The sequence below is a fragment of the Metabacillus sp. FJAT-52054 genome, assembly GCF_037201815.1.
Classification (GTDB): Bacteria; Bacillota; Bacilli; order Bacillales; family Bacillaceae; genus Metabacillus_B; species Metabacillus_B sediminis.
Map to the genome: position 1 here is coordinate 3,839,714 of NZ_CP147407.1, position 25,146 is coordinate 3,864,859.

Sequence of the window (25,146 nt, forward strand, 5' to 3'; positions counted from 1 at the left end):
AAGGAGCAGGGGTGCCTGCTCCTTTTAATTACAGTCCAGTTTACGAATCAACGATTCATAAAACAGCTGTGGTTCATCTGGACGCACATGCGCTTTTGTTACTTTTTTGGTAAAACCATAGAGCAATTTTGCCTCCACTGGATGAGTAAACTCTATCACGATAGCTGGTTCCTCTTCCGCGAATTCTTTAGGCATTCCGTCAAAAACTAGAGACTCATCAGGAATGCTAGGCTTTTGGTAATAAGAAACGGATAGAATATCCTTAAAGTCGACTGTAAGCCGCTTCATAACTCCGACCTGTAAGTGCAGCTCCTGATCGGTCATTACAAATGGATTCAGGCGGAAGGCCTGTATCTCCGCTATAAACAGGAAAATCATATAAATATTGAGAACGAGGAGAATCCAGGATAAAACCGGGTTCCATGAATGCAGCAAAACGTGAAAGCCTATCGATTCAATGAGGAGCGCATGAATCAGCATAATATTGAAGGCAACCACACTTGTTTTTTTGTGGAAGGTAAAAATATTTGGAGCTTGCGAAGGCTTCTTCCAAGAAAAAAAACTATAATAAATCAGTGCTGCTTCACTTGATAGGATGGGGAGCAGGCGTGAAGTCTTGATCTGCCTTGAAACAGCCTGTTCAAATCTATCAAAAAATGAAACGCTATTCTGTGTTTTGAAATCCTTTAGAATGGCAGCCGCCTTTAAAACGAGCTGGATAAGGAGAAAAACCTCAGCGCCGAGTAAAACAGCCATGCCGGCTGTTACCACATACTTCAGGTAATGGAATTGCACCATGTACTCCATGGGGATGATCAGCCAGGAAACAGCGAGTCCCGCCATGATAACCGGAACGATCCAGTGCAGTGAATACCGCTTTCGAATGATGAGCAAATAGGCAGCGAGCGGAAGAATAAGAATGCAATCAAACAAGGATCCTATTGCAGCTTCCGGTGTCATCGCCACAAAATCAGGGATTCTGTATATAAGGGCATTGCTTCCAAGTATGATGGCAGACAAAAAGATCATCCATCCCCAACGCGGTTTATTCAGTGCAGTCAAGTTCATACTCCCCCTTTTCTTCTATCCTTTTTTATATAGTATAAATCTTCCAGTTTACCTTTTAAGCTGAGATTTTTGTCTATATTTTGAAAGAAGGAATCCCCTGCCGGTTCAAAACAATGAATTTTTTCCGTTTAAGACAAAAAATGTTTCATAACCTCCCAAAAAGGGAATAGACTAAATGTGGTCTTTCAATTTTTTCTCTGAGGGAGCTCTAAAGGAGAAGTGATTGTATTTTAATTCTAATTAATAACAGACACTCCATCATTCTCTATAAGATAAAAAAAGTGGTGAATGAAACAAAGAAACGAGGACGAACAATCCCGCTAACCATTCCAAAAATAAGCCAGCTTATCGGGTTTTCTGAGGAGAACATCCTCGAGGCAATGGAGCTGGGAGAGGATCCCGTTACCATCTAATGACTCCGGCTTCCTTTTGACAGCAAAAGGTAAGATCGTGAGAGGCTAATTTGATTGCTCCCAATACGAGGGCACCTAAGATAAAAACACATATGTCATATAGATGATGAAGATTCCTTCCTTAGGGAGGGAATTTTTTATGCAAAAACCCCCCGGTTTGGAACCGGGGGGCTGTCTTTATATACGATTGTTTTTTATGTCAATTCGGTTAATCGCTCGGCTTAGTGCCAGTTGGGCACGATGAGAATCCATATCCGCTGTCTTCTGATTCAGACGGCGTTCTGCGCGCTCTTTTGATGCTTGAGCACGATCAAGATCGATATTCTCAGCAGCTTCTGCAGCCTGAGCTAAAATCGTTACGTTATCCGGGCGGACTTCAATGAATCCCCCGCTAACAGCCACGAGTTCCGTGCTGCTTCCTTTTTTCAGGCGAACCGCTCCTATTTTAAGGGGAGCAACCATCGGAACGTGTCCAGGCAGGATTCCAAGCTCACCGCTTTGAGCTTTTACACTGACCATTTCCACTTCCGCATCGTAAACTGGGCCATCAGGAGTAACGACATTGACTTGTACTGTCTTCATACTCATACCCTCCTAAGGACCAGATTAGACTTCAACACCCATGCCTTTAGCGCTTTCCACAACTTCTTCAATGCGTCCAACAAGGCGGAAAGCATCTTCTGGAAGGTGGTCGTACTTGCCGTCAAGGATTTCTTTGAAGCCTTTAACGGTTTCTTTAACCGGCACATAAGAACCTTTTTGTCCTGTAAACTGTTCAGCTACGTGGAAGTTCTGAGAAAGGAAGAACTGGATACGGCGCGCACGCTGTACAACCAATTTATCTTCTTCAGAAAGCTCATCCATACCAAGAATCGCGATGATATCCTGCAGCTCTTTATATTTTTGAAGTGTCTGCTGAACTTGACGTGCCACGTTGTAGTGCTCTTCTCCCACAATCTCAGGAGAAAGCGCGCGTGAAGTGGAAGCAAGCGGATCTACCGCAGGGTAGATACCCATCTCAGACAATTTACGCTCAAGGTTTGTTGTTGCATCCAAGTGAGCGAACGTTGTAGCAGGAGCCGGATCCGTATAGTCATCGGCTGGTACATAGATCGCTTGAATGGATGTTACAGAACCTACGTTAGTAGATGTGATACGCTCTTGAAGCTGACCCATCTCTGTTGCAAGTGTCGGCTGGTAACCAACGGCAGAAGGCATACGTCCAAGAAGGGCGGAAACCTCAGAACCTGCTTGCGTGAAGCGGAAGATGTTATCCATGAAGAAAAGAACGTCCTGTCCTTGATCGTCACGGAAATATTCAGCCATTGTCAAACCAGTCAAGGCAACACGCATACGTGCTCCAGGCGGCTCGTTCATTTGTCCGAATACCATGGCTGTTTTCTTGATAACGCCGGAATCCGTCATTTCATGGTAAAGGTCATTACCTTCACGTGTACGCTCTCCAACACCAGCGAATACGGAGATACCTCCGTGCTCTTGTGCGATGTTGTTGATTAGTTCCTGGATCAGAACGGTTTTACCTACACCCGCTCCTCCGAACAAACCGATCTTACCGCCCTTGATGTAAGGAGCAAGCAAATCAACAACCTTGATTCCTGTTTCAAGAATTTCTACTTCTGTGGAAAGATGTTCAAAAGTAGGTGCCTGTCTGTGAATTGGATCACGGCGGGATTCAGCAGCAATTGGAGCATCCAAATCGATGTTTTCTCCAAGTACGTTGAATACACGTCCAAGCGTGATATCTCCAACAGGAACAACAATCGGTGAACCTGTGTCCGTTACTTCTGTGTTACGCTGCAATCCGTCAGTCGATGCCATTGCAATCGTACGTACGGTATCATCACCAAGATGAAGGGCAACCTCCAAAGTAAGTGAGAAGGATGCATCAGCTTCGCTTTTTGCAGCTTGCTTAATTGTAAGAGCGTTGTAAATCTTCGGCAGGTGTCCGCTTTCGAACTTTACGTCAACGACGGGACCCATAACCTGTATAACGCGTCCTTTCATGATCGCTTTCCCTCCTATCGAGCTTTATAAAACCATGTATTTTTCCGGTCTATTCGAGCGCAGCGGCTCCGCCGACAATCTCGGTAATTTCCTGAGTGATGGCTGCCTGGCGTGCGCGGTTGAAAGTAAGTGTGTAGCTGCTGATTAATTCCTTGGCATTGTCCGTTGCATTTTTCATCGCTGTCATACGGGCAGCATGCTCAGACGCCTTACTGTCTAAAAGCGCTCCGTAGATCAAGCTTTCTGCATACTGAGGAAGAAGCACTTCAAGGATTTCGTCCTCATCCGGCTCGAATTCGTAAGAAGTACGTTTGCCTTCAGCTGAAATGTCAGTCAGCGGCAGCAGTTTTTTCTCGGTTACGTCCTGCTGAATAGCACTGACGTAGTGGTTGTAGAAGAGATACAGTTCATCGAATGTCTCATCTTCATACATGCCTACCGTTTCGCTTGCAATGTTCTTGATATCGGAAAAGCTTGGCTCATCTCCAAGGGACACAATATCACGGGCTACCGTAATACCGCGGCGTTTAAAGAAATCACGGCCGATTTTTCCGATTGCAATCACTGCGTATTCATCACTGGATGAATGGCGTTTCTGGATGGTTTGGTAGACAGCGCGCAGAACACTGCTGTTGAAAGCACCTGCAAGTCCGCGGTCAGACGTAATCACAAGATAGCCCGTTTTCTTAACCGGACGTGATAGAAGCATGGAATGGCGCGCACCGGAAATCCCGTTTGCCACATTCGATACAACTTCCTGCATCTTGTTCATGTAAGGAACGAATGATTTCGCATTGTTCTCAGCACGGTTAAGCTTTGCAGCCGAAACCATTTCCATTGCCTTCGTGATTTGACTCGTCTTTTTCGTCGAAGTGATTTTTGATTTAATATCACGTAATGATGCCAAAGATACTCACCACCTTGTTTTTAAACTCCGGTCTTAGGTCTTATTCATAAAGAGAGGGGAAGCGCCAAATGGCGATCCCTCTTAAATTCATTAAAATTAACATCTTTAATATTAATTTTTATCAAGGTCATCTTCGTCCAGCTCCAGCGCCTAGCCCCTCGAGGTCATAAGCCCATCAGCCTGCGGAAGGGAAAAACGCCTTCCTCCGGCTGATTGTCTTATGCTTGTCGGAGGCCTGCAGGAGGCAGGTCAGTTCTGCGTTGCGACAGGACGTCGCGCACCTAGCAGAACATCCCCCCCCCTAAAAAGGCGCTTCCGCTTTTGTTATTTATTCAGAAACAACGAATGTCTTTTTAAAGCCTGTGATCGCAGAAACGATTGCTTCATCAGCAGGAAGTTTTCCGGATGTACGGATTTGTTCAAGCAGATCAGCATTGTTTTGATCAAGGTATGCATACAATTCGTTTTCAAAGCGGTTGATGTCCTGTACTGGAATGTCATCTAAATGGCCTTTAGTGAGGGCATAAAGAATCGCAACCTGCTTTTCAACTTTAAGCGGTTTATGAAGGTCCTGCTTCAGAACTTCAACTGTACGCGCTCCGCGGGCAAGTTTTGCCTGCGTTGCTTTATCCAGATCAGAACCGAATTGAGCAAATGCTTCTAGCTCACGGAAAGAAGCAAGGTCAAGACGCAGTGTACCTGCTACACTCTTCATTGCTTTAATTTGAGCCGATCCACCAACACGGGATACAGAAAGACCAGCGTTGATCGCAGGACGTACGCCTGAGAAGAACAAGTCGGACTGAAGGAAAATCTGTCCGTCTGTGATGGAAATTACGTTCGTTGGAATGTAAGCTGAGATATCTCCCGCTTGTGTTTCAACGAATGGAAGAGCTGTCAGAGAGCCAGCGCCTTTTGCATCGCTAAGCTTTGCAGCACGCTCAAGCAAGCGTGAATGCACGTAGAATACATCCCCTGGATATGCTTCACGGCCCGGAGGACGGCGAAGAAGCAAGGAAAGCTCACGGTAAGCAGCTGCCTGTTTGGAAAGGTCATCGTAAACAACCAATACGTGCTTGCCATTGTACATAAATTCCTCACCCATTGTTACACCTGCATAAGGAGCAAGGTAAAGAAGAGGAGCTGGCTGGGAAGCAGATGCCGTTACAACGATTGTGTAATCAAGAGCTCCGTGCTTGCGAAGTGTTTCAACAACACCGCGGACAGTGGATTCTTTTTGGCCGATTGCCACGTACACACAGACCATATCCTGATCTTTTTGATTTAGGATGGTATCAATTGCAACAGATGTTTTACCTGTTTGACGGTCTCCGATGATCAGCTCACGCTGGCCGCGGCCAATCGGAACAAGAGCATCGATCGCTTTAATACCAGTTTGCAAAGGCTCATGAACGGATTTACGATCCATTACTCCAGGAGCCGGACCTTCGATTGGACGGGTTTTTGTTGTTTCAATCGGACCAAGTCCGTCAACAGGCTGTCCAAGCGGGTTTACTACACGCCCGATAAGCGCTTCACCTACAGGAACCTCCATGATGCGTCCAGTACGTTTTACTTCATCGCCTTCACGGATTTCTTTGTAAGGTCCAAGAATAACGATACCAACATTGCTTTCCTCCAGGTTTTGGGCCATTCCCAAAACGCCGTTTGAAAACTCAACAAGTTCTCCAGCCATGACATTGTCGAGGCCATGAGCACGAGCGATACCGTCACCAACCTGGATAACTGTACCTACATCACTAACTTCGATTTCAGACTGATAGGTTTCAATCTGCTTTTTTATCAGAGCACTAATTTCTTCAGCTTTGATGCTCATGAGTTTCACCCCTATCTGTGATCTATTTTGTAACGAGCTGTTTCTCGATTCGTGCAAGTTTGCCGCTTACGCTTCCGTCAAAAATACGGTTGCCGATTTTCAGCTTCACGCCGCCGATCAGGGATTGATCGATTACGTTTTTCAGCCTCAATGACGTTTTACCGATTTTTTTCGCAAATGCTGCGGATAGTTCGGAAAGTTCTTTTTCACTGAGCAGACGCACAGAGTATACGACTGCATCCTCTAAACCGCGGGCTTCGTTTGCAAGTCTTGCAAACTCTCCTGCAATTTCAGGGATACTATCAACACGGTGGCGCTCAACTAAAAGGTAGAGCGTATTTAAAACAGGAGTTGTTAAAGTTCCGAACCCTTCTTTAACAAGCTCTTTTTTCTTTTGCATGTCCAGCTTAGGATGCTGAAGCAGAACCATCAGCTTAGGGTTTTGCTTAAATACTTCCTTAACAGCTGTCAAATCATCTTCGAACTGATCAAGCATTTTTGTTTCCTTGGCAATTTCAAAAAGTGCGGATGCATAACGTTTGGAAACAAGGATGCTGCTCATCGGTTATCCCCTGCTTCTTTGAGGTAATCGCTGATGAGTTTTTCCTGTGCCTGTTCATTCAATTCTTTTTCAATGACTTTGGAAGCAATCATGACAGATAGAGACGCAACCTGATCGCGAAGTGCCGCGACAGCCTGATCTTTTTCCTGCTCGATTTCTTTGCGCGCAGATTCTTTAAGGCGGATTGCCTCATTGCGGGCAGTTGTAATAATTTCTTCTTTTTGCTGTTCGCCGATTTTCTTCGCATTTTCAATCAGGCTTTGAGCTTCCTGACGAGCCTGCTTCAGCAATACACGCTGTTCTTCAATCAGTTTTCCGGCTTCGAGATTCTTCTGTTCAGCCCCGCTGATTTCGTTGGAGATATGGTCTGCACGCTCTTTCATGATGTTCATGATCGGCGTCCATGCGAATTTTCTTAAAAGGGCAAGAAGGATTAGGAATGCTACAAGCTGGAAGATAATATCTCCGCCATTGAAATGGCCTTCTGCTGCAGCTTCACCCGCGCCTGCTGCGCCTAGTGCAAATATAGTAAACATTGCTCGAATTCACTCCCTTCAAGGGTTACGGTATACGTTTTAATAAGGCTATGACCTCATAATTTCTGTTTTTGGACAAAAAAAGAGACGGTAGGGCAGATAAGAGAATGGCGAAGGTTCTTTTCTAAGAATGATCTTCGCCATCTTCTTTTCACATCATATAGTGATTGATCTGGTAATTATTGACCCATTACGATGAATGCGATAACTACTGCGATGATCGGAAGTGCCTCAACTAGTGCGATACCAACGAACATAGTTGTTTGAAGAGTTCCTCTAAGTTCCGGCTGACGAGCGATTCCCTCGATTGTACGACCAACGATTAGTCCGTTACCAATACCTGCACCAAGTGCACCTAAACCTACTGCGATTGCAGCTGCAATTAAACCTAAACTCATTTGTAAATCCTCCCTTATCTTATGAAAATAATAGTTTTGCCTATTAGATAGAGCTAATTATAAATTAATGGTCGTGACTCACTTTGTGGGCCATATAAACCATTGTTAACATGACGAAAATGAAAGCCTGGATGGAACCGACAAAAATACTGAATGCCTGCCATGCAAGCATTGGTATGATTGCACCCAATGTTCCGAAAATGCCTCCCATAAAACCATCGGCATAGCCGCTTGTTGCCAGTCCTGCAAGTAATCCAAGCAAGATTTCTCCGGCAAAAATGTTTCCGTATAAACGAAGGCCAAGTGTAAGAGTGTTCGCGAATTCCTCGATTATTTTAATAGGAAACAAAAATTTCATTGGTCTAATATAATCGCGTGCGTATTCGCCAGCACCTTTCATTTTGATCCCATAGTAATGAGTGAGACCCACTACCATAACAGCCAGGGTAAGCGTTATGACCGGATCAGCTGTCGGTGATTTCCACCATAGCTCATGGTCAATAACAACTGCGAACGGCAAGCCCAGCATATTCGCTACAAATATGTACATGAGAAGCGTCATGCCAAGTGTTAAAAATCGGCCGCCTGTCTGCCAGTCCATCGTGCTGTTGATGATGTTCTTAACAAAGTCCATCACCCATTCGATAAAGTTCTGCATGCCGGTTGGCCTCAGTGCAAGGGTGCGGGTGGCAGCCACAGCCAGAATAAACACGATGACACTTGCAATGGTGATCATCATCATATTCGCCAAGTTAAAATATAAACCTAAAAACTCTACGACAGGTGCTTTGTGCTCCAATATATTCACCTCTCTTCCAGCTAGTCGCGTATATGTTGTATTAGAAAATCTATCATAATAACGACGTAAATCGTCATTAATCCAATAACCACGGAAATTAGATTGATATACTCGGGGTATCTCATTGCAATGAGCACAGCAAGACCGGCTGCCGCCATTCTGGACAGCATCCCCATTGAACGGATCGATTTGCCTTCCTGATAAGCTTTTTCAAACTGTTTCTGCTTCCGCACCATCGTCCATAAGTTAAAAAGACTAAAGCATGTCCCGGTTATCAGACCGAGAAAGATCTCTCTGTAATCTGTAAAACCCCAGCCAAGCACGTAAATGGCAAGCAAGTATACTATGTATTTTAAATAGCGCTGGTTCATGAGATGCAGTTCAGACATGAGATGCTCAGTCTCCTGGAAAGTAGTGGCGGACCAGCTTCAGCATGCCGTAAACGCCTGCTGACAGTCCTAAAAGAAGGCCAATGATTAAAAACAGCGGTACCGTATGAAGATAGCCGTCGAGCCATCTTCCGGCGAAAATCCCTATTAAAACAGATCCTACCAAATGTGATAGAATGCCAGACATAAGGGCCATAGCCTGTAACGGATGACGATTTTTATCGCGCATTTTTACAGCACCCCTCAATCAGGTTTTATAGGTCATTTCAGGGGAAATATACAAGTAATTCACAAGTTTTGAAAACCTTATCATTACCCTCATATAGCATAACAATAGGCACTGGGCTGTGTCAATGTGATTCCTTGCTAAAAGTTCACAAACACCCCAGCCCGGCACAAATTGTTCACATTTTTAGACAAAGTTAGCGTTGACTCCTAAAATCGATCGTGAGCGAGGTTTCAATTACATCCTCAACCTTCCCTTTTTTCGCGAAAATAAGGGCTTTGTAGGTTCCCTCACTAACTTTTAGCTCCCTGTTTTTCAGTACTCTTTTCAGCCGGCCTTTTCCGACATGTTTCTTCCAATCCAAATATCCAATAAAATGATACGATGCAGGTTCATATAAAGCAATGCCAATTTCATCCGCGCCGCCTGGAAGGTAAACCTCATACTCGCTCGTGCCCGGCTCTTTGCCGGGATGAAAGTCAAAGCCCATCAGACGGGGATAATCAGGTTCATTCATCATGTAAAGATAGGGAATGCTGAAGCGCTCCGATCCGGCTGTCACATTAAGCCACCCCTGATGGGTGCCGTCAACGAGGTGCATCGGCGTTCCTTCCAGCTCAATTTCGACCTCTTTGGAGGATAGGGGGTTTACATACTGAGCTGCCGGAATATGCCACGTAACTCCCTGGGCTCTTGATGGATAAGAGAAAACAAATTTTTTCGTTTGGCCGGAGTGATTCACAAGTTTGATCTTAGCTTTGTGCGCGGATCTTCTTCCGCCAGATGAAAACTGCGAAAAGACGAGGGAGCCAGGCACCGCTAAAACCTCACTTTTCACCGCTCTCCAGACATCCATTCTCCCAGCACCCTGGCTGATTGGCTCGTAAAGCCTTGAGTGATAATCTTTGAGCGGCTTTGCCGTATTCATAAGCGCGGCCTTTACTTCCTCCGGGCTCCAATCCGGGTGAGCCTGCCTGATCAGTGCTGCCGCCCCTGCCACAAGCGGCGCTGCCATACTGGTTCCTTGAAGCGGTTTGTATTGTTTGTCCGGGATTGTGCTCATGATGGCTACCCCTGGAGCGACAAGATCCGGTTTGATTTCCCAGCTTCCGGTCACTGGCCCCCGGGAGCTGAAGCTTGCCAGGGTGTCTTCTTCTTTTATCTGAAGGATGCTTGCACGCTGCCGCAGAGACCGTCTAAGTTTTACCCCATCCTGTCTCGACAGGGACGCTGCAGGAATCCCAATGTTTTTCATCGAGCCTGCAAAATTCCCTTTTTCATTGTTATAGACGAGGATGGCAGCCGCCCCTCTGCTCTCAGCTGATGCTGCTTTTTCAGAAAAAGGAATTTTCCCTCTCTGCACCAGGACAAGCTTTCCTCTGATATCTTTCGGAAACTCATTTCCCCTTCCGAAGCCTGCATCTGTAATTTCCAGGCCGCGAAATGCTCTCCACTCAGCTGCGCCTTGAAATGGAATGAGTCTGATAGGCTCAGCATTATCCAATAGCAGCTTGTATCCTTTTATGGGAGGAGTTGATGCACCGACGGATATTGCTTTTTCAGCAGTTCCCGGTGAGCCGAGCGTCCATTTTCCCGGACCGGAATTACCGCTCGCCGCCACCGCAATAACGCCCTTCTCTACAGCTTTATTTAAAGCTAGGCTTGTCGGCCAGTCCGGACCGTTCACATCGTTTCCAAGAGATAGATTCAGAACGTCCACTTTATCCTTTACCGCCCGGTCAATAGCCGCGATGATCCACTCCGAAGTTCCAATCCCTCCCGGACCAAGGGCCCTGTATATGTAAAGGCTTGCTTCTGGAGCGATTCCTTTGATTTTGCCATTCGCAGCAATAATTCCCGCTACATGGGTTCCATGAATCGTTGCTAACTCTTCACTTCCCCTTGTCTCCATCGGATCCCGGTCATCATCCACTACATCATAGCCGCCTGCGTAATTCCTGCGCAGATCAGGATGGAGATAGTCCATTCCTGTGTCAATGACACCAACCTTCACACCCTTGCCTGTCAGCCGCTGATTTTTTGAATCAAAAAGACTGCGCACCTTGTCACCTCCAACGAAGGAAACATGTGATTGCGATTCGGTATTATAGGTCGTGACCGGACCAAGATCCTCCACTTCAGGCTGAGCGGACAGCCTTGTTAAATCTGCTAGGGTGCCCTCTACCGATATCCCTTTGAATACCTCCGTATAGACATGTCTGATTTTCAGCCTTGGAAATTGATTTTTAAACTTCGCCTGAAAGCTTCGCCATTCAGCCGGCTTTACAATCAGAATCCGCTTTTCCATACCCGTTCCGCTCTCTTCCGGAATCGGCGGCCGGCTTGGATAGGAATAAGCATTCGAGGACGTTTTTACTGCCGCTGCAAAGCATAGAATAAGCAGAAGAATGATTGTCTTTTTCATAGCAAAACCCCCTCCTTCGAATTAGGGTTCTCAGAGGCGGTTCGTTTTATTAGTAAAATGGGGTGCTTGCATACCATAAAAAAAGGCCTGAACCCGAGAATCGAGTTCAAGCCTTTTATTCTTTATTTTGTTCCGAACATTCTGTCGCCAGCGTCTCCGAGACCAGGGACAATGTATCCTTTTTCGTTCAATTTTTCATCAAGAGCTGCGATGAAAATATCTACGTCAGGATGAGCAAGCTTAAATTCTTCCACGCCTTCAGGTGCTGCAATCAGGCACATGAATTTAATGTTTTTCGCTCCGCGTTTTTTCAGGCTGTTGATCGCTTCAATTGCTGATCCGCCTGTCGCAAGCATTGGGTCCACTACGATGAAATCGCGCTCTTCCACATCGGATGGAAGCTTCGCATAATATTCAATCGGCTTAAGCGTTTCAGGATCGCGGTAAAGACCCACATGTCCCACTTTTGCTGCAGGAATAAGCTTAAGGATTCCGTCTACCATCCCAAGGCCCGCGCGCAGAATCGGAATAATCGCCAGTTTTTTTCCGCCGAGTACGTTTGATTTTGCAACGGTTACCGGTGTCTCTACTTCTACTTCTTCAAGCGGAAGATCTCTAGTAATTTCGAATGCCATCAATGTTGCCACTTCGTCTACCAATTCACGGAAGTCCTTTGTGCCTGTTTTTACATCTCTTATGTAAGTTAGCTTATGCTGAATTAGCGGATGATCAAAAACGTATACTTTCCCCAACCTGCTCATCTCCTTTTAATAAATCGTACCTGTTTCATTGCACTTCCATTGATTCTACAGAAAAAGACCGCGGGTTTCAAGAGTGAGACCGGTATAGTAAAACATGGAAAAAGGAGCAGCTTTCACAGCTGCTCCCAGGGACCTTAATAAAGCGGGAATTTGGAAGTAAGAGCTTCCGCGCGTTCCGCTGCTTCCTTTTGTTTTTCTTCGTCTTCGCTATTTTTTAAAGCAAGGGCAATGATTGCAGCAATCTCGTCCATCGCTTCAAGCCCGAAGCCGCGTGTCGTGACGGCTGCTGTTCCAATTCGGATACCGCTTGTTACAAATGGGCTTTCGGGATCAAATGGAATGGTATTTTTATTTGTCGTAATGCCGATCTCATCCAGGATTTTTTCAGCCACTTTGCCTGTCAGGTTCAGGGACCGTACATCGAGAAGGACCAAATGGTTATCCGTACCGCCGGATACGAGATTGATGCCTTCTTTAACAAGAGATTCGCCAAGACGCTTCGCGTTCTCGATGATTTTTTCGCCGTATTCTTTAAATTCAGGCTGAAGGGCTTCACCGAAAGCAACAGCTTTAGCCGCGATCACATGCATAAGCGGACCGCCTTGAATTCCAGGGAAGATCGATTTATCAATCTTTTTCGCAAACTCTTCCTTGCAGAGAATCATTCCGCCGCGAGGTCCGCGAAGTGTTTTATGAGTCGTCGTCGTCACAAAATCCGCGTAAGGAACAGGATTCGAATGAAGTCCTACCGCTACAAGACCTGCAATGTGTGCCATATCAACCATGAAGTAGGCTCCCACCTCATCCGCAATTTCACGGAACTTCTGGAAGTCGATTTCACGAGGATACGCACTTGCTCCAGCCACAATCAGTTTTGGTTTATGCTCGATTGCTTTTTGACGCACATCTTCATAGTTAATACGGTGCGTCTCTTTATCTACACCGTATTCAACAAAGTTGTACTGAACTCCGCTGAAATTAACGGGGCTGCCGTGGGTAAGGTGGCCGCCGTGGGAAAGATTCATACCAAGTACTGTATCTCCATGCTCCAGGATGGTAAAGTAAACGGCCATGTTTGCCTGTGCACCGGAATGCGGCTGAACGTTCGCATGCTCAGCACCGAAAATTTCCTTCGCACGGTCGCGCGCAATATCTTCTACGATATCTACGTATTCGCAGCCGCCATAATAGCGCTTGCCCGGATAGCCTTCTGCATATTTGTTCGTCAGCACAGAACCTTGCGCTTCCATTACCGCTTCACTTACAAAGTTCTCAGATGCAATAAGTTCAATCTTTGTCTGCTGGCGTTTAAGCTCCTGCTGCATCGCTTCAAATACGGATGGATCCTGCTTTTGCAAAAATGTCATGATAATTTCCCCCTTGGTTGGACAGTAGTGGCTTGCTTATATGCTCCTATTTTACACATATTCTGAACGAAATGTAAAAGACAATCGGCTGATTTTTGAAAAAATGAGGCTAATACCGAACTATAAAGAGTTGAATGGAAGAGATTGTTCGAAATGAGGGGGATGGCGGAAAGCAGTGGATTATTAAAGGAGCAGTTTTGGCAAAGGGGGGTATATTGATTGGACAGAGTCGTGAGCGAAACGGACAATTAACACCGTGGAATGGACAAATTCAGTCCCGAAACGGACAGATCATCGGGTGAATGGACAAATAGGATCGATCAGATTAGTGAGAGGAACGCGTAAATAAGACGGTATAATCTCCAAATAAAAAGGAACGGTTCTTGCCGCTTCAACAGGTTTTCTGTCAAGAACTTCAATTAATCCTGCCAAACCTTATTTTCCAACCGTTTTCCGGCCAAAACTAGCCACTTTTGCCCTGCTATATAACTCCTGTTTAGCCTGTGGGAGGCCTGCTGTTTTATGTTATGCCCTTCGGTTGATTAACAGAAAAATGAAAAGGAGAAGCAGTTCAAACTGCTTCTCCTTCCGTATTACATCCAGGCCTTCCTATGGGCCGCCGCAAATTCACTTAAACTAACCGGCTTTTTTCCAGTTACCATTTCAACTGTATTGGTTACACGGTCTTCTGCACCGTTTGCAATTTTTTCCTCAAGACTTGCCATGAAACCGGCATACTCTGTTGTTAAGCCTCCTTGGATCATAGCCTGCTCATACTGGCTAAGAGGCATGTTTCCATATTGAATGGTGGTGCCGGCAGCATGGCCGATCATCGAAGCAGCTTCTGAATAGCTCAAAGCCTCCGGACCGGTAATGATGTGGCTCGTGTTGTGCGGCTCTTGATCGATTAATGCACGAACGCCAACTTCCGCAATGTCATCTGCATTGACAAAACCAATTTTCCCATCACCGGCTGCCGACCAAATCTTGTTTTCTGATTTAATGGTGTGAAGGTGGTGAGGGGCCAGGAAATTCTCCATAAAATAAGAAGGACGGAGAATGGCATATTCAGGTGCCAGCTGCTTGACAGCGAGCTGCAGCTTCCCAAACACTTGACCGTCATCAGAGACGATGGCCGCACCGAGCATGACCACCCGCTTCACTCCGGAATTCAAAGCTTTTTTCAAAAAAGGCAGAACGGCAGGCAGCGGATCAAGCACACTGACCGGTGCAACCAGGTACAATTTTTCTATCCCGTTAAATAGTTCATCAGGAAATTGCCCGCTGTGCCAGTCGAAAAGCACATGCTCTGCACCAGCAAGCCTGGGAACCGATCTGCTGGCAATGCGAATAGAATAGCCCCGTTCCAGGAGCTTGGAAGCAATGCGGCTTCCTGTTGTGCCGGTTCCTCCAGTAAGTAAAATGGACATGCTATTGGCTCCTTTTTAGAAATTTTAGAAATGCCTGAGGTTCATTATTGTAAGCACCAATAAAGATAAGCGGGTTCCAGTAATCTTTATAACGAAGAATTTTTCCATCCTCATACTCAATAACACTAATATATTTCTGGTTGTAAGGGAGTCCTGTTTCCAGAATCACCGCTTCACATTCAAACTCCACAATCACCGTATTTTGGCCTTCGACAGGGTAGTAGTTCGGCTCAGAAAAACGGGTAAAGTTAATTTTTTCGGGGAAATCCTTCACATGATTGTAGATGGCTTCATCTCCTTCCAGTTTTGTTAAAACACCAGAAGGGGCATAGGGAATTTCAAATACAGCGTCTTTATGCCAGATCGTCATCCACTGTTCGATATTATTTTCCAGCATGCCTTGAAAAAATTGATCCATAATTTTTACGGCTTCGTTCATTATCAATGCAGCTCCTTTTTTGACTGATTAGTCCAAAATAAGCAAATGAAAAGCCTCCTATTCAATCCAGAACAGACAGGCTGACTTTCGCATAGCTTTCCAGCGCATTAAAGCTTTTGTTTGTTTTTGCAATAAAGGTAAGAGACAGTCTCGATTGGTTCAGGTAGCGGGCAAGGCTTCTTAAATCACCGTGCCGATCTGTGAACTCTCCTTCCTGTTTTCCGCGCACTAGAGCCTCATAAAAGGCATTCTCGAGCAGCAGTGACTGCTGGCTGAAGTAATTGGCAAGCTCCTCCTGAAAAGGGAGCTGTTCAACTGCACTGTTAATAATATAGCAGGCAGTAGCACTTTCGGGGTCCTTTAAAGCCTGAATTCCTTCAGCAAAAATATCGCGGACAGCTTCTTTTACTGAACCGGCTTCCTTCAGTCTTGCAATAACCAGCTCGTTTTTTGCCTCCAAATACGTTTTGACAGCGGAAAGAAAAAGGTCCTTCTTCGTCCCGAACGTGTCGTATAAACTTTGCCGGCCAATCTCCAAATGCTTGAGCAGTTCTGGAAGCGAGGCACCTTGATAGCCTAGCTGTCCAAAAACTTCAGCCGCTTTTCGCAAAACAGCAACCGTATCAAATTCTTTGCTTCTTGCCAATTGCATTCCCCCCTTCAAGTACAGATTATCCTTTTTGGACTGATTAGTCAAATAAATAAACTTGAGAAGAAAGAGGGAACGAACAAAATAAAAAAGCAGGGAGACAAAGCTCTCTGCTTCAACATGTTATCCCTTGTCCGCGCCTTACTTTTTTATACCACTTAAAAGAATCCTTCTTATAGCGCTTCCTGGACCCGTTGCCCTCATTAACACGGTCCACATAAACCAAACCGTACCGCTTTTGTAAAGGAAACCATGTCGATGATACCCCTGAACATTTCATAACGCAGAAAGAACCGCCTCCAATAGCGGTTCCTTCTTTACCTGCAAGATTCGTTCTCTTCCGTTTCTTCGTAAACAGCCCTCACACCGCCGATGAGCTTCGGCCGGGTTTTGGCCATTGTTACATGGGCATGTCCAATTTTGTTAAGGCTGCTCCGGATTGGAACCGCCACGTGCTTCAGGTGCATGCCGATGAAGGTGTCGCCGATGTCGAGGCCGGCTGCGGCTTTGATGTGTTCCACGACTAGGGGGTTGGTCATGGATTTATAGGCATGCGTGGCCATGGCTCCTCCCGCTTTTCTGACAGGAATGACTGTGACGGGCTCGAGGCCGTGCGTTTCAGCTGCCGTTTTTTCTACAACCAGTGCCCGGTTCAGATGCTCGCAGCATTGAAATGCAAGGGAAATCCCGTGCTTTTTGCTAAAATGGGACAGCTCTTCAAATATCATGGCAGCTGCGTCGAAGGTTCCGGCTGTACCGATTTTTTCGCCGATGACTTCGCTTGTGCTGCAGCCGATGACGAATAGGCTGTTTTTCTCAAAGGTGACTTGGTTTTCGAGGTCTTTCAGGATTGTTTGGAGTTCGGAACGCCATACTTCTACTTCTCCCATTATCGGTCCACCTCTTCGTTATTTGTTTTCGTATTGCCCGATTTTGCCGATGCGGTTTGCGTGCCTTCCGCCTTCAAAATCTGATTGCAGCCATGTTTTGGCGATGTCGCGGGCAAGCCCTGGGCCAATTACGCGCTCTCCCATTGCAAGGACGTTGCTGTCGTTGTGCTCCCGTGTCAGCCTGGCGCTGTAGATGTCATGGACGAGCGCGCAGCGGATGCCTTTTACTTTGTTTGCCGCAATGCTCATGCCAATTCCAGTTCCGCAAATCAGGATTCCCCGATCCGCTTCTCCTGATGCGACTTTTTCAGCAACGGGTACCGCGTAGTCGGGATAGTCGACTGATTGGCTGCATTCACAGCCTAGATCTTCGTATTGGATTCCCATTTCATCCATGAGAGATTTGATTTCTTCGCGGATATTCATGCCGCCGTGATCTGATGCAATTGCTACTTTCATTCCAGTTGCCTCCCTGCGTTACTTTTCCAGTTTTTCAATCAAAAGCTTCAGCATGCTCTCAAGGTCATCTCTTGTAGCCCTGTAAATCTCAATCGGACCTCCGTATGGATCGAGGACATCTCTTTTTTTAGAAGCTCCGTGAACAAATTCAGAGAGTGTCCATATTTTTTCCCGTGATTCCGGAAACCGTTCAAGCAGCAGCATTTTGTGGCTTTCGGTCATGGTGAAAATGTGGGTTGCCCACTCGATACTTTCTCTATTGAGAAGGGCTGAACAATGGTTGAATGCTACCCCTTTTTCAAGGAGTGCATCCTTTGCTAACGGAGAAGCATCGCTCCCGTCCATTGCAAAGACCCCTGCTGATTTAACTTTGATGTCGTCTGAGCGCTTCATAAATTGCAGGAGCGCTTCAGCCATTGGACTTCTGCAAGTGTTTCCTGTACAAACGAAAAGGACATTCGACAACGTTTCCACTCCTCTTTCTTCATCTGGCCTTCCATTTATAAGCACCGCTTTAAGTTTGCGGGTACACGTCAAGATTGGATCTGTCTATATTGTACTACTAACTGAAGCCGCTACCAAGCTTAAGGAACGAAAAAAGCCAGACCCCATATGGTCCAGCTTTTTACATAGGAAGCAGCAGCTTGATTCCAAAAACCAGCAGAATCGCTCCTCCGAGAATTTCACTGTAGTTTCCAAGCCACCCCTGTACACGCTTGCCGATGATCAGGCCGGTCCAAGTGAGCACCATGCTGACAAACCCGAACATGAGGATGGCAAGCATCGTTCTGGCTCCGTAGATTCCGAGAGTGAGGCCGACAGAGAAACTGTCCAGGCTTACACTCAGCGCGAATAACAGCAGACCAAAGCCGACCGGGGTAATGAGCGGGGCATCATCTTTTTTGAAGGAGGAAACGACCATTTGAATCCCAAGAAGGATGAGCAGTCCGCCGCCGGCATAGGCAGCGATGGCACCCAATTTATCTGATAGCAGCTTGCCGAGACCCATGCCAGCCAGAGGCATAGCAATATGAAACAAGCCGATGACCAAGCCAATAAAGAAGATTTGTCTAAATCTCAGCGAAATCATGCCCATCCCCAAACCAACGGAGAAGGCATCCATTCCTAAAGCAAAGGCCATCATAAAAAGCGTTAGAATTTCCCCGATTACCGCTTCTACACTCATGCATTCCCTCCTTGGACACGCCTGTTTCAGCATATGTCTGTCCAAGGAGGGTTAGAACGGGTTATTCTTCAATTACACGGTGTCCGGCCGCTTTCATGAGCCGGTTCATAATTGCCTGTCCTACTCCATCTTCGGGAAAGGCTTCACTGTATATTAAATCGAGCTCTGTATTTTCATTAAACCGGCGGAGTACTCCGTAAAGATTTGAGGCAACCGTCTCAAGCTGCAAGGCAGAACCGCACGCGAGAACTTCATCCCCCCGGAACTCTTCCTTATATTCAGAGGTGGTGAGAATCCCTACCTTTTTCCCTTCCGATCTTGCTTCATCTGCGAGCTTTTGCAAAAATTCTCTCGTGCCCTTTACGATCGTTAACGGAGCGTTGGGAGCGTAATGGGTATACTTCATACCGGGTGAGATCGGCGCTTGTGTTTCATCCATAAGAGCCTGGTCTACGTGAACCGGTCCAATAACAGCTTCCAGCTGCTCCCGTGTGACACCGCCCGGTCTTACAATAACAGGAATCGATTTCGTACAATCCAAAACGGTGGATTCGACTCCAACACCTGTTGGCCCCCCGTCCACGATTCCCGCGATTCTTCCGTCCAAGTCCATCGCCACATGGGCAGCTTCTGTCGGACTCGGCTTACCAGATAGATTGGCACTTGGCGCCGCGATCGGAACTCCGGCTTCCTTAATTAATGCAAGGGCGATCGGATGGTCCGGCATGCGAATGGCGACTGTGGATAAACCTGCTGTAACCAATGAAGAGAGCTTTCCCTCTTTTTGCGGCAGGATGACAGTTAGTGCACCAGGCCAGAACATGCTCATAATTTTCATGGCGTAAGCCGGTATATCGCTAACGAGCGCCAGTGCCTGGCTATGGTCTGCCACATGGACGATGAGCGGATTGTCTCCCGGTCTTCCTTTTGCTTCATATATTTTTTTCACCGCTTCATCCGACCCCGCATTGGCTCCAAGGCCATAAACCGTTTCGGTCGGAAAAGCGATCGTTTCGTTTTGGGCAAGTAAAGCTGCTGCCTGTGCAATTTGTGGATAACCTTTGGATAAACCGCTGTTCTTATCCACAGTCCAGTGAATCGTATCCATTCTTATCTGACTCCTAACTTTCCTTATCTTTATTGCTGTTTCAACTAGTTTACCACCCAGCCTGCTTATGTAAAAGCAAGGAACCCCAACAAGCTTTATCCACAAAATGTGGATAAAGCTGATCTTTCGGTGGATAACTATGTTGATAAAGTTATTTAGACCTATTTCCAGTGCCTGGTTAATCAGGTATTCTTGACCATAATTACGGATCCATCTGCTTTAAGAGAGGATTGGATATGTTTAGAGCCAAGCATCTCTTCAGGCAGCTCCGCCTTTGAAGTTTGTTTGAATCCAATAACTTCCAAAAACTCCGTAGAGCCCTGTCCGCCTGCAACGAGATAATAATTTTTGAGCTTCTTTATGCGCCCTACTTCATGAATGCTTTGAAAGAGCGAAAGAATATAAGCCTGATCCAGCTTGTCCGAGACAACAAGTGTCCGCAGCAAACCGTATTCTCCGAATATCTCAAGGCCGATACAGGCTGCAATTCTTTTATCCGAATCCGTCATCATGACAAACTGATCAATTTTTTCTTCAATGCCCGCTGCATTTGAACCTGCTGCTTCCACAAACTCTATTAAACGGCTCTTATCTGCTGGTTCTGCTAATTTTAATTGATAAAACATCGTTCCACCCCATTGTTCTTTGTTACTCCCAATGTATGTGGCTCAACGTTTCATTATGATAAAAAAGATAGACTGTTCTCTATGAAAACAGTCCGCCTAACCATTCAGCGAGAAAGAATTTGACCTCCACTTCGTCTTTCTTGCTGTCTTCGGAAGCTACCTTTTCTGATTTTTCCACTTTCTTTTCTTCTTGCTGCACTTCTTTATTTTGTGCTTCCACCGCTTGTCCTGTAGAAAAATCAAGGAAGCATAATGGAGGGAACAGCACGCACCACCAGTTCGCGCCTTCGCCATCGCCAAGCGTGATGAGGATTGCTTCGTAATCACCCGCCGGATAAATAAAATCTCCATAAAGTTTCGTCGGGAAGCGGACACTCGTTCCATACTCAACCTTGATGCTTTGGTTCATTCCTTCTTGTTTCATTGTTTCCTTCGCAATCTTATTGATTTCTCCAAGCTCGGAGCGAATCAGGGCTCTTGCTTTTTCGATGGAATCAATATCCTTCACCCATTGGGTAATTTGCTTATTCACTTCATCGCGGATTTTCAATTTGACGGCTTGATCCCCAGGTGCGTCGCTGTTCGCAAGAATTCTGAGCCGGATCGCTTCCTCCGGTATGACCTTGGGCCCTGTTTGCTCTGCCGCTGCTGCCTGGCTTGCTCCAAGCGGCTGATTATACGTATTTAAAAGCGCTCCCGCTGTTATAAACACTAAATATATGATTGCTAATGTTTGTTTTTTCATTTCTCCTCAACCATCCCTTCTCTAGCAACAGTATGGCCGGGAGTTTTGAAAAATAAACACGCAAAATCAAAATCTATGATTCTATATAAAATTCAGCTCTATTAAACGCAGCTGTTGATTAACGCTGCAGGCGTTCGCTTTCCGCTCCAATCAACATGTGTAATCAATCAACCTCTTACTTTAACATAGCCTTAAATTCAAGCGAATCTGTTTAAACAGCTCGTGATAATAGCTGATAGTATGCGGGACGAAGGCTGATAAATCAGCGGAATCCTCCAGTAAAATTTTCTCCCCGTCCTCTTGTTCTTTGAAGCCTGTGACTTGGAGTTGGTTTCGCCCTCGTAATACCAGTTCCTCGAACTCTCTTAAATCCGTCTTTACGATCCCTGCGACTTCTTCCTTTTGCAGAGAAAAACCTTCAATAGGGGATTCCTGATGATAGAGATAGACGCGGGCAAGCTCACGGTCGATGAAGTCCCCGCTGCCGCCTGTCCAGGGAATCGTACCGAGAGATGCAAGTTCCTCGAATCGGATGCCTAGGCCAAGCTCCTCTTCCACTTCCCTGATTCCATCTTCTGCGGTTTCATCAGCCAGCAGATGGCCGGCTGCGGTTATATCGAACAGGGAGGGATAGTCCTTTTTCCTTGAGCTTCTGAGCTGAAAATAAAGATAGATCCTGTCCATCCTGCGTTCCGTCATCCAGCAGTGAAAGGTTTCATGCCAGCAGCCCTTCCGGTGAACCTCTTCCCGTGTAGCCGTCCCAAGACAGCGGCCGCTTTCATCGAGAATGTTCAGAAGCTCCGTTTCCATCACTAAAGCGCCCCTTTACCTTTCAGCAAACACCATTCGGTCCTTGCCGTTAATATCGAAAACCACTTCCACCTTCGCTTCCGGGAATGCCTCTTGAAGCAGACGGGCAACATCTTCTCCTTGGCCTGCCCCGATCTCAAATGCGGCAATGCCAGGCTTATTTAAGAGAGCAGGCATACCGCTGCAAAGCTTCCGGTAGAAATCCAAACCATCTTTGCCTCCTGCGAGCGCTCTGTGCGGTTCATGGTCTTTTACGACCTCTGACAGCTGCAGGACCTCTTCATCCGGAATGTACGGCGGATTAGAGACGATGATGTCAAAGGTACGGCCTTCAAGTGGTTCATACAGGTCACCCTGAATAAATTGAACCTCTGCATCGTTCCGCTCGGCATTCCGGCCCGCAACTTCCAAAGATTCCTGTGCGATGTCCGTTCCGGTCACAAGAAGTTCCGGAACTTCAAGCGCAAGTGTAATGGCAATCGCCCCGGAACCTGTTCCGATATCGGCAGCTGTCAGCTGTTTATTCGGCAAATGAGCCTGAATTCTGCTCTTCAGTCCTTCAATTAATTCCTCTGTTTCAGGCCTTGGAATCAGCACTTCTTTATTCACTTCAAATTTTCGGCCGTAGAATTCCTCGTATCCGGTCAGGTGCTGAACCGGGACGCCGTCCGCATGTTTTTTTACATCGGCCTTGAACGCTTCCAGTACCTCTTCGCTGATTTCCATTCGAAAATTGGCTAGAAGCGAGGACCGGTTCATCTGTAAATGGTGTCTCAGCAGCCATTCACCGGCATTTTCATCTCTTCCCGCATCGGTTAAAAAAAGAGAAGCCCATTTCAGGGCTTCGAATACAGTTGTCATGCTTAGTTTTCCGCCTGTTCCAGCCTGCTGGACTGATCCTCGACAATGAGCGCATTGATGACATCATCAAGCTTTCCTTCAAGGATTTGATCAAGCTTCTGAATCGTCAGACCGATGCGGTGGTCTGTTACGCGGTTTTGCGGAAAGTTATACGTGCGGATCCGTTCAGAACGGTCTCCGGAACCGACAGCAAGCTTACGGTTTTGATCATACTCGGCTTGAGCCTCACGCTGGAATTTATCATAGACACGGGCACGGAGTACCTTCATTGCTTTTTCTTTGTTTTTAATCTGCGATTTTTCATCCTGGCAGCTTACAACGGTCATCGTCGGAAGGTGAGTAAGACGGACCGCAGACATCGTTGTATTTACACTCTGTCCCCCTGGTCCGCTGGATGCGAACGTATCGACACGTACATCTTTATCGTGGATTTCCACTTCAACTTCCTCTGCCTCAGGCAGGCAGGCAACTGTCGCAGTGGACGTGTGAATACGGCCGCCTGACTCAGTTTCAGGTACACGCTGTACGCGGTGGGCTCCGTTTTCAAACTTCATTTTGGAATAGGCACCTTTGCCGTTCAGCATAAAGATAATTTCTTTATAACCGCCGACACCCGATGAGCTTGCTTCCATTACTTCGGTTTTCCACCCTTGGGCCTCCGCGTATTTGCTGTACATTCTGTATAGATCGGCAGCAAACAAAGCCGCTTCGTCACCGCCTGCTGCTCCGCGGATTTCCATGATTACGTTTTTGTTATCATTTGGATCCTTTGGAACAAGGAGAAGCTTCAATTTATCATTTAAGGATACTTCCTGATCCTGCAGCTCAGATAGCTCTTCCTTTACCATTTCGCGCATATCGCCATCAAGCTTTTCGTCAAGCATCGCCTTTGCGTCTGCGATTTGCTCTCTTACTGCTTTATATTCTCTGTATGCTTCCACTGTATCAGACAGATCAGATTGTTCTTTTGAATATTCTCTCAGCTTATTGGTATCACTGATAATATCAGGATCCATCAGTAGCTGATTTAATTTTTCATAACGCTCTTCAACCGCTTGCAAACGATCTAACACGTTCTTCACCTCTGGAGTTTCCTAGCTTATTCTTTCAGCCGGTCTATTTTTATCCCGCAGTAAGTCTCGTTTCCATCTGCGGGGGACAAGGAAAACATAATCATCTCACTTTATCCATAACATTCTAATTATAGTATAGGTCAGGCAAACAATCAAAAGCAATTTGGCCTTTCGCGTATGGTAATGTTAAGGAAGAATAGAGAAGGAGGACGGCAAATGATATGATTTCACTAATCGTTCTTTTTATCGCTTTCATGATTATTGCGGCTGCCGGAATAGCCATCTTCATTTCAAAAAAAGAGCAGCAAAAAGGAGAACTGGATATGACTTTTCGAAACCTGTATGTGTACCTTGTTCTTTTCGCTACCTTAATGATGTCAATCGGAGGATCAGTCGGAGTGTTTATGTCTGCTGCCGATTATCTTTCCGCCCCATCCTATCAGCAGAGCTACACGGATTTTAAAGCCATGAAAGAAGGCAACCCGAAGGAAAAAGCAACAGATGAAGAAATCCGGGCACAGTATGAAGATGCCCTCCAATTTGAGAAAGAACGCACCAAAGCAAATGCATTAAACGGAATAATTAAAAGCCTGGGATGGATTGTAATCCCTCTGCCTGTATTCCTTTATTTCCAGCGGCAGGTCAGGCTTTCGAAAAAAGACTAGAAGGAGCCTAAATATGCTAACGCACATCCACCATATTGCCATTATTTGTTCTGATTATGAAATCTCTAAAGGGTTTTACGTTCATACACTGGGATGCCGAGTTATTGAAGAAACGTACCGGGAGGAAAGAAACTCCTACAAGCTGGATCTCGCCGTTGGAGACTTCGGACAGATTGAGCTGTTCTCTTTTCCTGAACCCCCGCTCCGTCCTACACAGCCGGAAGCAAGAGGCTTACGGCATTTAGCTTTTGGGACAGAGGATTTGGATGCTGAGGTGGCAAGACTTGCCGAACAGGGCGTGGAATGCGAGCCCGTCAGAATTGACGAACTGACCGGAAAACGCTTCACTTTTTTCCGAGATCCTGACGATTTACCGCTTGAACTGTACGAAAATTGATTCGACAAACCCTCGCGCAATTTCACTACCTTTGCCGAACAGGTTCTTGTTTTGTCTTTTGCAAAGGAGATAAAAGGGAAAGAGCGAATTCCTTT

The 25,146-nt window shown here is 46.2% G+C and carries 29 protein-coding genes and 1 pseudogene; 2 read left to right on the forward strand and 28 right to left on the reverse strand.

Going from position 1 to position 25,146, the window contains the following annotated elements:
• Positions 1-24: 24 nt before the first annotated feature.
• The 28 genes and pseudogenes from WCV65_RS19795 to prfA form a co-directional block, all read right to left on the reverse strand.
• Entirely contained in the window at positions 25-1,062 is a 1,038-nt protein-coding gene (locus WCV65_RS19795) for a hypothetical protein (protein ID WP_338778870.1), read from the reverse strand.
• Between the two features lie 596 nt (positions 1,063-1,658).
• Entirely contained in the window at positions 1,659-2,063 is a 405-nt protein-coding gene (locus WCV65_RS19800) for a F0F1 ATP synthase subunit epsilon (RefSeq protein ID WP_035408062.1), read from the reverse strand.
• 24 nt (positions 2,064-2,087) lie between these two features.
• Complete coding sequence (gene atpD, locus WCV65_RS19805; RefSeq protein WP_035408061.1) at positions 2,088-3,509, reverse strand: F0F1 ATP synthase subunit beta; 1,422 nt, start codon at positions 3,507-3,509, stop codon at positions 2,088-2,090.
• Between the two features lie 46 nt (positions 3,510-3,555).
• Positions 3,556-4,413 carry an ATP synthase F1 subunit gamma gene (atpG, locus tag WCV65_RS19810; RefSeq protein WP_035408059.1) on the reverse strand — a complete coding sequence of 286 codons (858 nt, stop codon included), beginning with the start codon at positions 4,411-4,413 and terminating at the stop codon, positions 3,556-3,558.
• Between the two features lie 328 nt (positions 4,414-4,741).
• Positions 4,742-6,250 carry a F0F1 ATP synthase subunit alpha gene (gene atpA / locus WCV65_RS19815; protein WP_338778874.1) on the reverse strand — a complete coding sequence of 503 codons (1,509 nt, stop codon included), beginning with the start codon at positions 6,248-6,250 and terminating at the stop codon, positions 4,742-4,744.
• 22 nt (positions 6,251-6,272) lie between these two features.
• Entirely contained in the window at positions 6,273-6,812 is a 540-nt protein-coding gene (locus WCV65_RS19820; protein ID WP_035408055.1) for a F0F1 ATP synthase subunit delta, read from the reverse strand.
• Positions 6,809-7,348: a F0F1 ATP synthase subunit B gene (gene atpF, locus WCV65_RS19825; RefSeq protein ID WP_035408053.1), complete on the reverse strand. Its 540-nt coding sequence runs from the start codon at positions 7,346-7,348 to the stop codon at positions 6,809-6,811. Before atpF ends, WCV65_RS19820 begins: the two co-directional genes overlap by 4 nt.
• 179 nt (positions 7,349-7,527) lie before the next feature.
• Positions 7,528-7,746, reverse strand: a complete 219-nt coding sequence (gene atpE, locus WCV65_RS19830) for a F0F1 ATP synthase subunit C (RefSeq protein ID WP_035408051.1) — start codon at positions 7,744-7,746, stop codon at positions 7,528-7,530.
• 64 nt (positions 7,747-7,810) lie between these two features.
• Entirely contained in the window at positions 7,811-8,545 is a 735-nt protein-coding gene (gene atpB, locus WCV65_RS19835; protein ID WP_035408049.1) for a F0F1 ATP synthase subunit A, read from the reverse strand.
• A 20-nt stretch (positions 8,546-8,565) separates the two neighbouring features.
• The gene (locus tag WCV65_RS19840) at positions 8,566-8,934 is read right to left on the reverse strand and encodes an ATP synthase subunit I (RefSeq protein ID WP_035408047.1); all 369 of its coding nucleotides are present in this window, start codon (positions 8,932-8,934) and stop codon (positions 8,566-8,568) included.
• 7 nt (positions 8,935-8,941) lie between these two features.
• On the reverse strand, positions 8,942-9,163 hold the full coding sequence (locus WCV65_RS19845; RefSeq protein ID WP_338778875.1) for an AtpZ/AtpI family protein: 222 nt from the start codon (positions 9,161-9,163) through the stop codon (positions 8,942-8,944).
• 193 nt (positions 9,164-9,356) lie between these two features.
• Complete coding sequence (locus tag WCV65_RS19850) at positions 9,357-11,585, reverse strand: S8 family serine peptidase (RefSeq protein ID WP_338778876.1); 2,229 nt, start codon at positions 11,583-11,585, stop codon at positions 9,357-9,359.
• Between the two features lie 122 nt (positions 11,586-11,707).
• Positions 11,708-12,337, reverse strand: coding sequence for a uracil phosphoribosyltransferase (gene upp, locus WCV65_RS19855; RefSeq protein ID WP_035408041.1), 630 nt, complete (start codon positions 12,335-12,337; stop codon positions 11,708-11,710).
• A gap of 143 nt (positions 12,338-12,480) precedes the next feature.
• A complete protein-coding gene (gene glyA, locus WCV65_RS19860) occupies positions 12,481-13,713 on the reverse strand; it encodes a serine hydroxymethyltransferase (RefSeq protein ID WP_035408040.1) in 1,233 nt (410 codons plus the stop codon).
• A gap of 593 nt (positions 13,714-14,306) precedes the next feature.
• The gene (locus WCV65_RS19865) at positions 14,307-15,143 is read right to left on the reverse strand and encodes an NmrA family NAD(P)-binding protein (protein ID WP_338778877.1); all 837 of its coding nucleotides are present in this window, start codon (positions 15,141-15,143) and stop codon (positions 14,307-14,309) included.
• 1 nt (position 15,144) lies between these two features.
• Complete coding sequence (locus tag WCV65_RS19870) at positions 15,145-15,582, reverse strand: nuclear transport factor 2 family protein (protein WP_338778878.1); 438 nt, start codon at positions 15,580-15,582, stop codon at positions 15,145-15,147.
• Between the two features lie 61 nt (positions 15,583-15,643).
• On the reverse strand, positions 15,644-16,228 hold the full coding sequence (locus tag WCV65_RS19875) for a TetR/AcrR family transcriptional regulator (RefSeq protein ID WP_035408034.1): 585 nt from the start codon (positions 16,226-16,228) through the stop codon (positions 15,644-15,646).
• Between the two features lie 118 nt (positions 16,229-16,346).
• Positions 16,347-16,475: pseudogene (locus WCV65_RS19880) on the reverse strand (family 1 glycosylhydrolase); the annotation flags it as partial.
• Between the two features lie 73 nt (positions 16,476-16,548).
• Positions 16,549-17,121 carry a TIGR01440 family protein gene (locus tag WCV65_RS19885; RefSeq protein WP_035408032.1) on the reverse strand — a complete coding sequence of 191 codons (573 nt, stop codon included), beginning with the start codon at positions 17,119-17,121 and terminating at the stop codon, positions 16,549-16,551.
• An 18-nt stretch (positions 17,122-17,139) separates the two neighbouring features.
• Positions 17,140-17,580, reverse strand: coding sequence for a ribose 5-phosphate isomerase B (gene rpiB / locus WCV65_RS19890; protein ID WP_035408030.1), 441 nt, complete (start codon positions 17,578-17,580; stop codon positions 17,140-17,142).
• Positions 17,581-17,598: 18 nt separating this feature from the next.
• Complete coding sequence (locus tag WCV65_RS19895) at positions 17,599-18,054, reverse strand: low molecular weight protein arginine phosphatase (protein ID WP_035408254.1); 456 nt, start codon at positions 18,052-18,054, stop codon at positions 17,599-17,601.
• Positions 18,055-18,205: 151 nt separating this feature from the next.
• The gene (locus WCV65_RS19900; RefSeq protein ID WP_035408029.1) at positions 18,206-18,766 is read right to left on the reverse strand and encodes a manganese efflux pump MntP family protein; all 561 of its coding nucleotides are present in this window, start codon (positions 18,764-18,766) and stop codon (positions 18,206-18,208) included.
• Between the two features lie 61 nt (positions 18,767-18,827).
• Positions 18,828-19,874: an L-threonylcarbamoyladenylate synthase gene (locus WCV65_RS19905; protein WP_338778879.1), complete on the reverse strand. Its 1,047-nt coding sequence runs from the start codon at positions 19,872-19,874 to the stop codon at positions 18,828-18,830.
• A gap of 182 nt (positions 19,875-20,056) precedes the next feature.
• Positions 20,057-20,500: a hypothetical protein gene (locus tag WCV65_RS19910; protein ID WP_338778880.1), complete on the reverse strand. Its 444-nt coding sequence runs from the start codon at positions 20,498-20,500 to the stop codon at positions 20,057-20,059.
• Positions 20,501-20,579: 79 nt separating this feature from the next.
• Complete coding sequence (spoIIR, locus tag WCV65_RS19915) at positions 20,580-21,245, reverse strand: stage II sporulation protein R (protein ID WP_338778881.1); 666 nt, start codon at positions 21,243-21,245, stop codon at positions 20,580-20,582.
• Between the two features lie 180 nt (positions 21,246-21,425).
• Complete coding sequence (locus WCV65_RS19920; protein WP_338778882.1) at positions 21,426-22,055, reverse strand: NUDIX domain-containing protein; 630 nt, start codon at positions 22,053-22,055, stop codon at positions 21,426-21,428.
• Positions 22,056-22,070: 15 nt separating this feature from the next.
• Complete coding sequence (gene prmC, locus WCV65_RS19925) at positions 22,071-22,916, reverse strand: peptide chain release factor N(5)-glutamine methyltransferase (RefSeq protein WP_338778883.1); 846 nt, start codon at positions 22,914-22,916, stop codon at positions 22,071-22,073.
• Between the two features lie 2 nt (positions 22,917-22,918).
• Positions 22,919-23,989, reverse strand: coding sequence for a peptide chain release factor 1 (gene prfA, locus WCV65_RS19930; RefSeq protein ID WP_035408019.1), 1,071 nt, complete (start codon positions 23,987-23,989; stop codon positions 22,919-22,921).
• 221 nt (positions 23,990-24,210) lie between these two features.
• Between prfA and WCV65_RS19935 the strand changes: the two genes are divergently transcribed.
• Positions 24,211-24,654, forward strand: coding sequence for a hypothetical protein (locus tag WCV65_RS19935; RefSeq protein ID WP_338778884.1), 444 nt, complete (start codon positions 24,211-24,213; stop codon positions 24,652-24,654).
• Positions 24,655-24,667: 13 nt separating this feature from the next.
• Complete coding sequence (locus WCV65_RS19940; protein ID WP_338778885.1) at positions 24,668-25,051, forward strand: VOC family protein; 384 nt, start codon at positions 24,668-24,670, stop codon at positions 25,049-25,051.
• The last annotated feature ends 95 nt before the right edge of the window (positions 25,052-25,146 follow it).

Coding starts and splice junctions, on each gene's coding strand:
- WCV65_RS19800 (WP_035408062.1), bottom strand. CDS start 2,063: ATGAAGACAGTACAAGTCAATGTCGTTACTCCTGATGGCCCAGTTTAC.
- atpA (WP_338778874.1), bottom strand. CDS start 6,250: ATGAGCATCAAAGCTGAAGAAATTAGTGCTCTGATAAAAAAGCAGATT.
- WCV65_RS19820 (WP_035408055.1), bottom strand. CDS start 6,812: ATGAGCAGCATCCTTGTTTCCAAACGTTATGCATCCGCACTTTTTGAA.
- atpF (WP_035408053.1), bottom strand. CDS start 7,348: ATGTTTACTATATTTGCACTAGGCGCAGCAGGCGCGGGTGAAGCTGCA.
- atpE (WP_035408051.1), bottom strand. CDS start 7,746: ATGAGTTTAGGTTTAATTGCAGCTGCAATCGCAGTAGGTTTAGGTGCA.
- WCV65_RS19840 (WP_035408047.1), bottom strand. CDS start 8,934: ATGTCTGAACTGCATCTCATGAACCAGCGCTATTTAAAATACATAGTA.
- WCV65_RS19845 (WP_338778875.1), bottom strand. CDS start 9,163: ATGCGCGATAAAAATCGTCATCCGTTACAGGCTATGGCCCTTATGTCT.
- WCV65_RS19850 (WP_338778876.1), bottom strand. CDS start 11,585: ATGAAAAAGACAATCATTCTTCTGCTTATTCTATGCTTTGCAGCGGCA.
- glyA (WP_035408040.1), bottom strand. CDS start 13,713: ATGACATTTTTGCAAAAGCAGGATCCATCCGTATTTGAAGCGATGCAG.
- WCV65_RS19865 (WP_338778877.1), bottom strand. CDS start 15,143: ATGTCCATTTTACTTACTGGAGGAACCGGCACAACAGGAAGCCGCATT.
- WCV65_RS19870 (WP_338778878.1), bottom strand. CDS start 15,582: ATGAACGAAGCCGTAAAAATTATGGATCAATTTTTTCAAGGCATGCTG.
- WCV65_RS19885 (WP_035408032.1), bottom strand. CDS start 17,121: ATGGGAGAAGTAGAAGTATGGCGTTCCGAACTCCAAACAATCCTGAAA.
- rpiB (WP_035408030.1), bottom strand. CDS start 17,580: ATGAAAGTAGCAATTGCATCAGATCACGGCGGCATGAATATCCGCGAA.
- WCV65_RS19900 (WP_035408029.1), bottom strand. CDS start 18,766: ATGAGTGTAGAAGCGGTAATCGGGGAAATTCTAACGCTTTTTATGATG.
- WCV65_RS19905 (WP_338778879.1), bottom strand. CDS start 19,874: ATGGATACGATTCACTGGACTGTGGATAAGAACAGCGGTTTATCCAAA.
- WCV65_RS19910 (WP_338778880.1), bottom strand. CDS start 20,500: ATGTTTTATCAATTAAAATTAGCAGAACCAGCAGATAAGAGCCGTTTA.
- spoIIR (WP_338778881.1), bottom strand. CDS start 21,245: ATGAAAAAACAAACATTAGCAATCATATATTTAGTGTTTATAACAGCG.
- WCV65_RS19920 (WP_338778882.1), bottom strand. CDS start 22,055: ATGGAAACGGAGCTTCTGAACATTCTCGATGAAAGCGGCCGCTGTCTT.
- prmC (WP_338778883.1), bottom strand. CDS start 22,916: ATGACAACTGTATTCGAAGCCCTGAAATGGGCTTCTCTTTTTTTAACC.
- WCV65_RS19935 (WP_338778884.1), top strand. CDS start 24,211: ATGATTTCACTAATCGTTCTTTTTATCGCTTTCATGATTATTGCGGCT.
- WCV65_RS19940 (WP_338778885.1), top strand. CDS start 24,668: ATGCTAACGCACATCCACCATATTGCCATTATTTGTTCTGATTATGAA.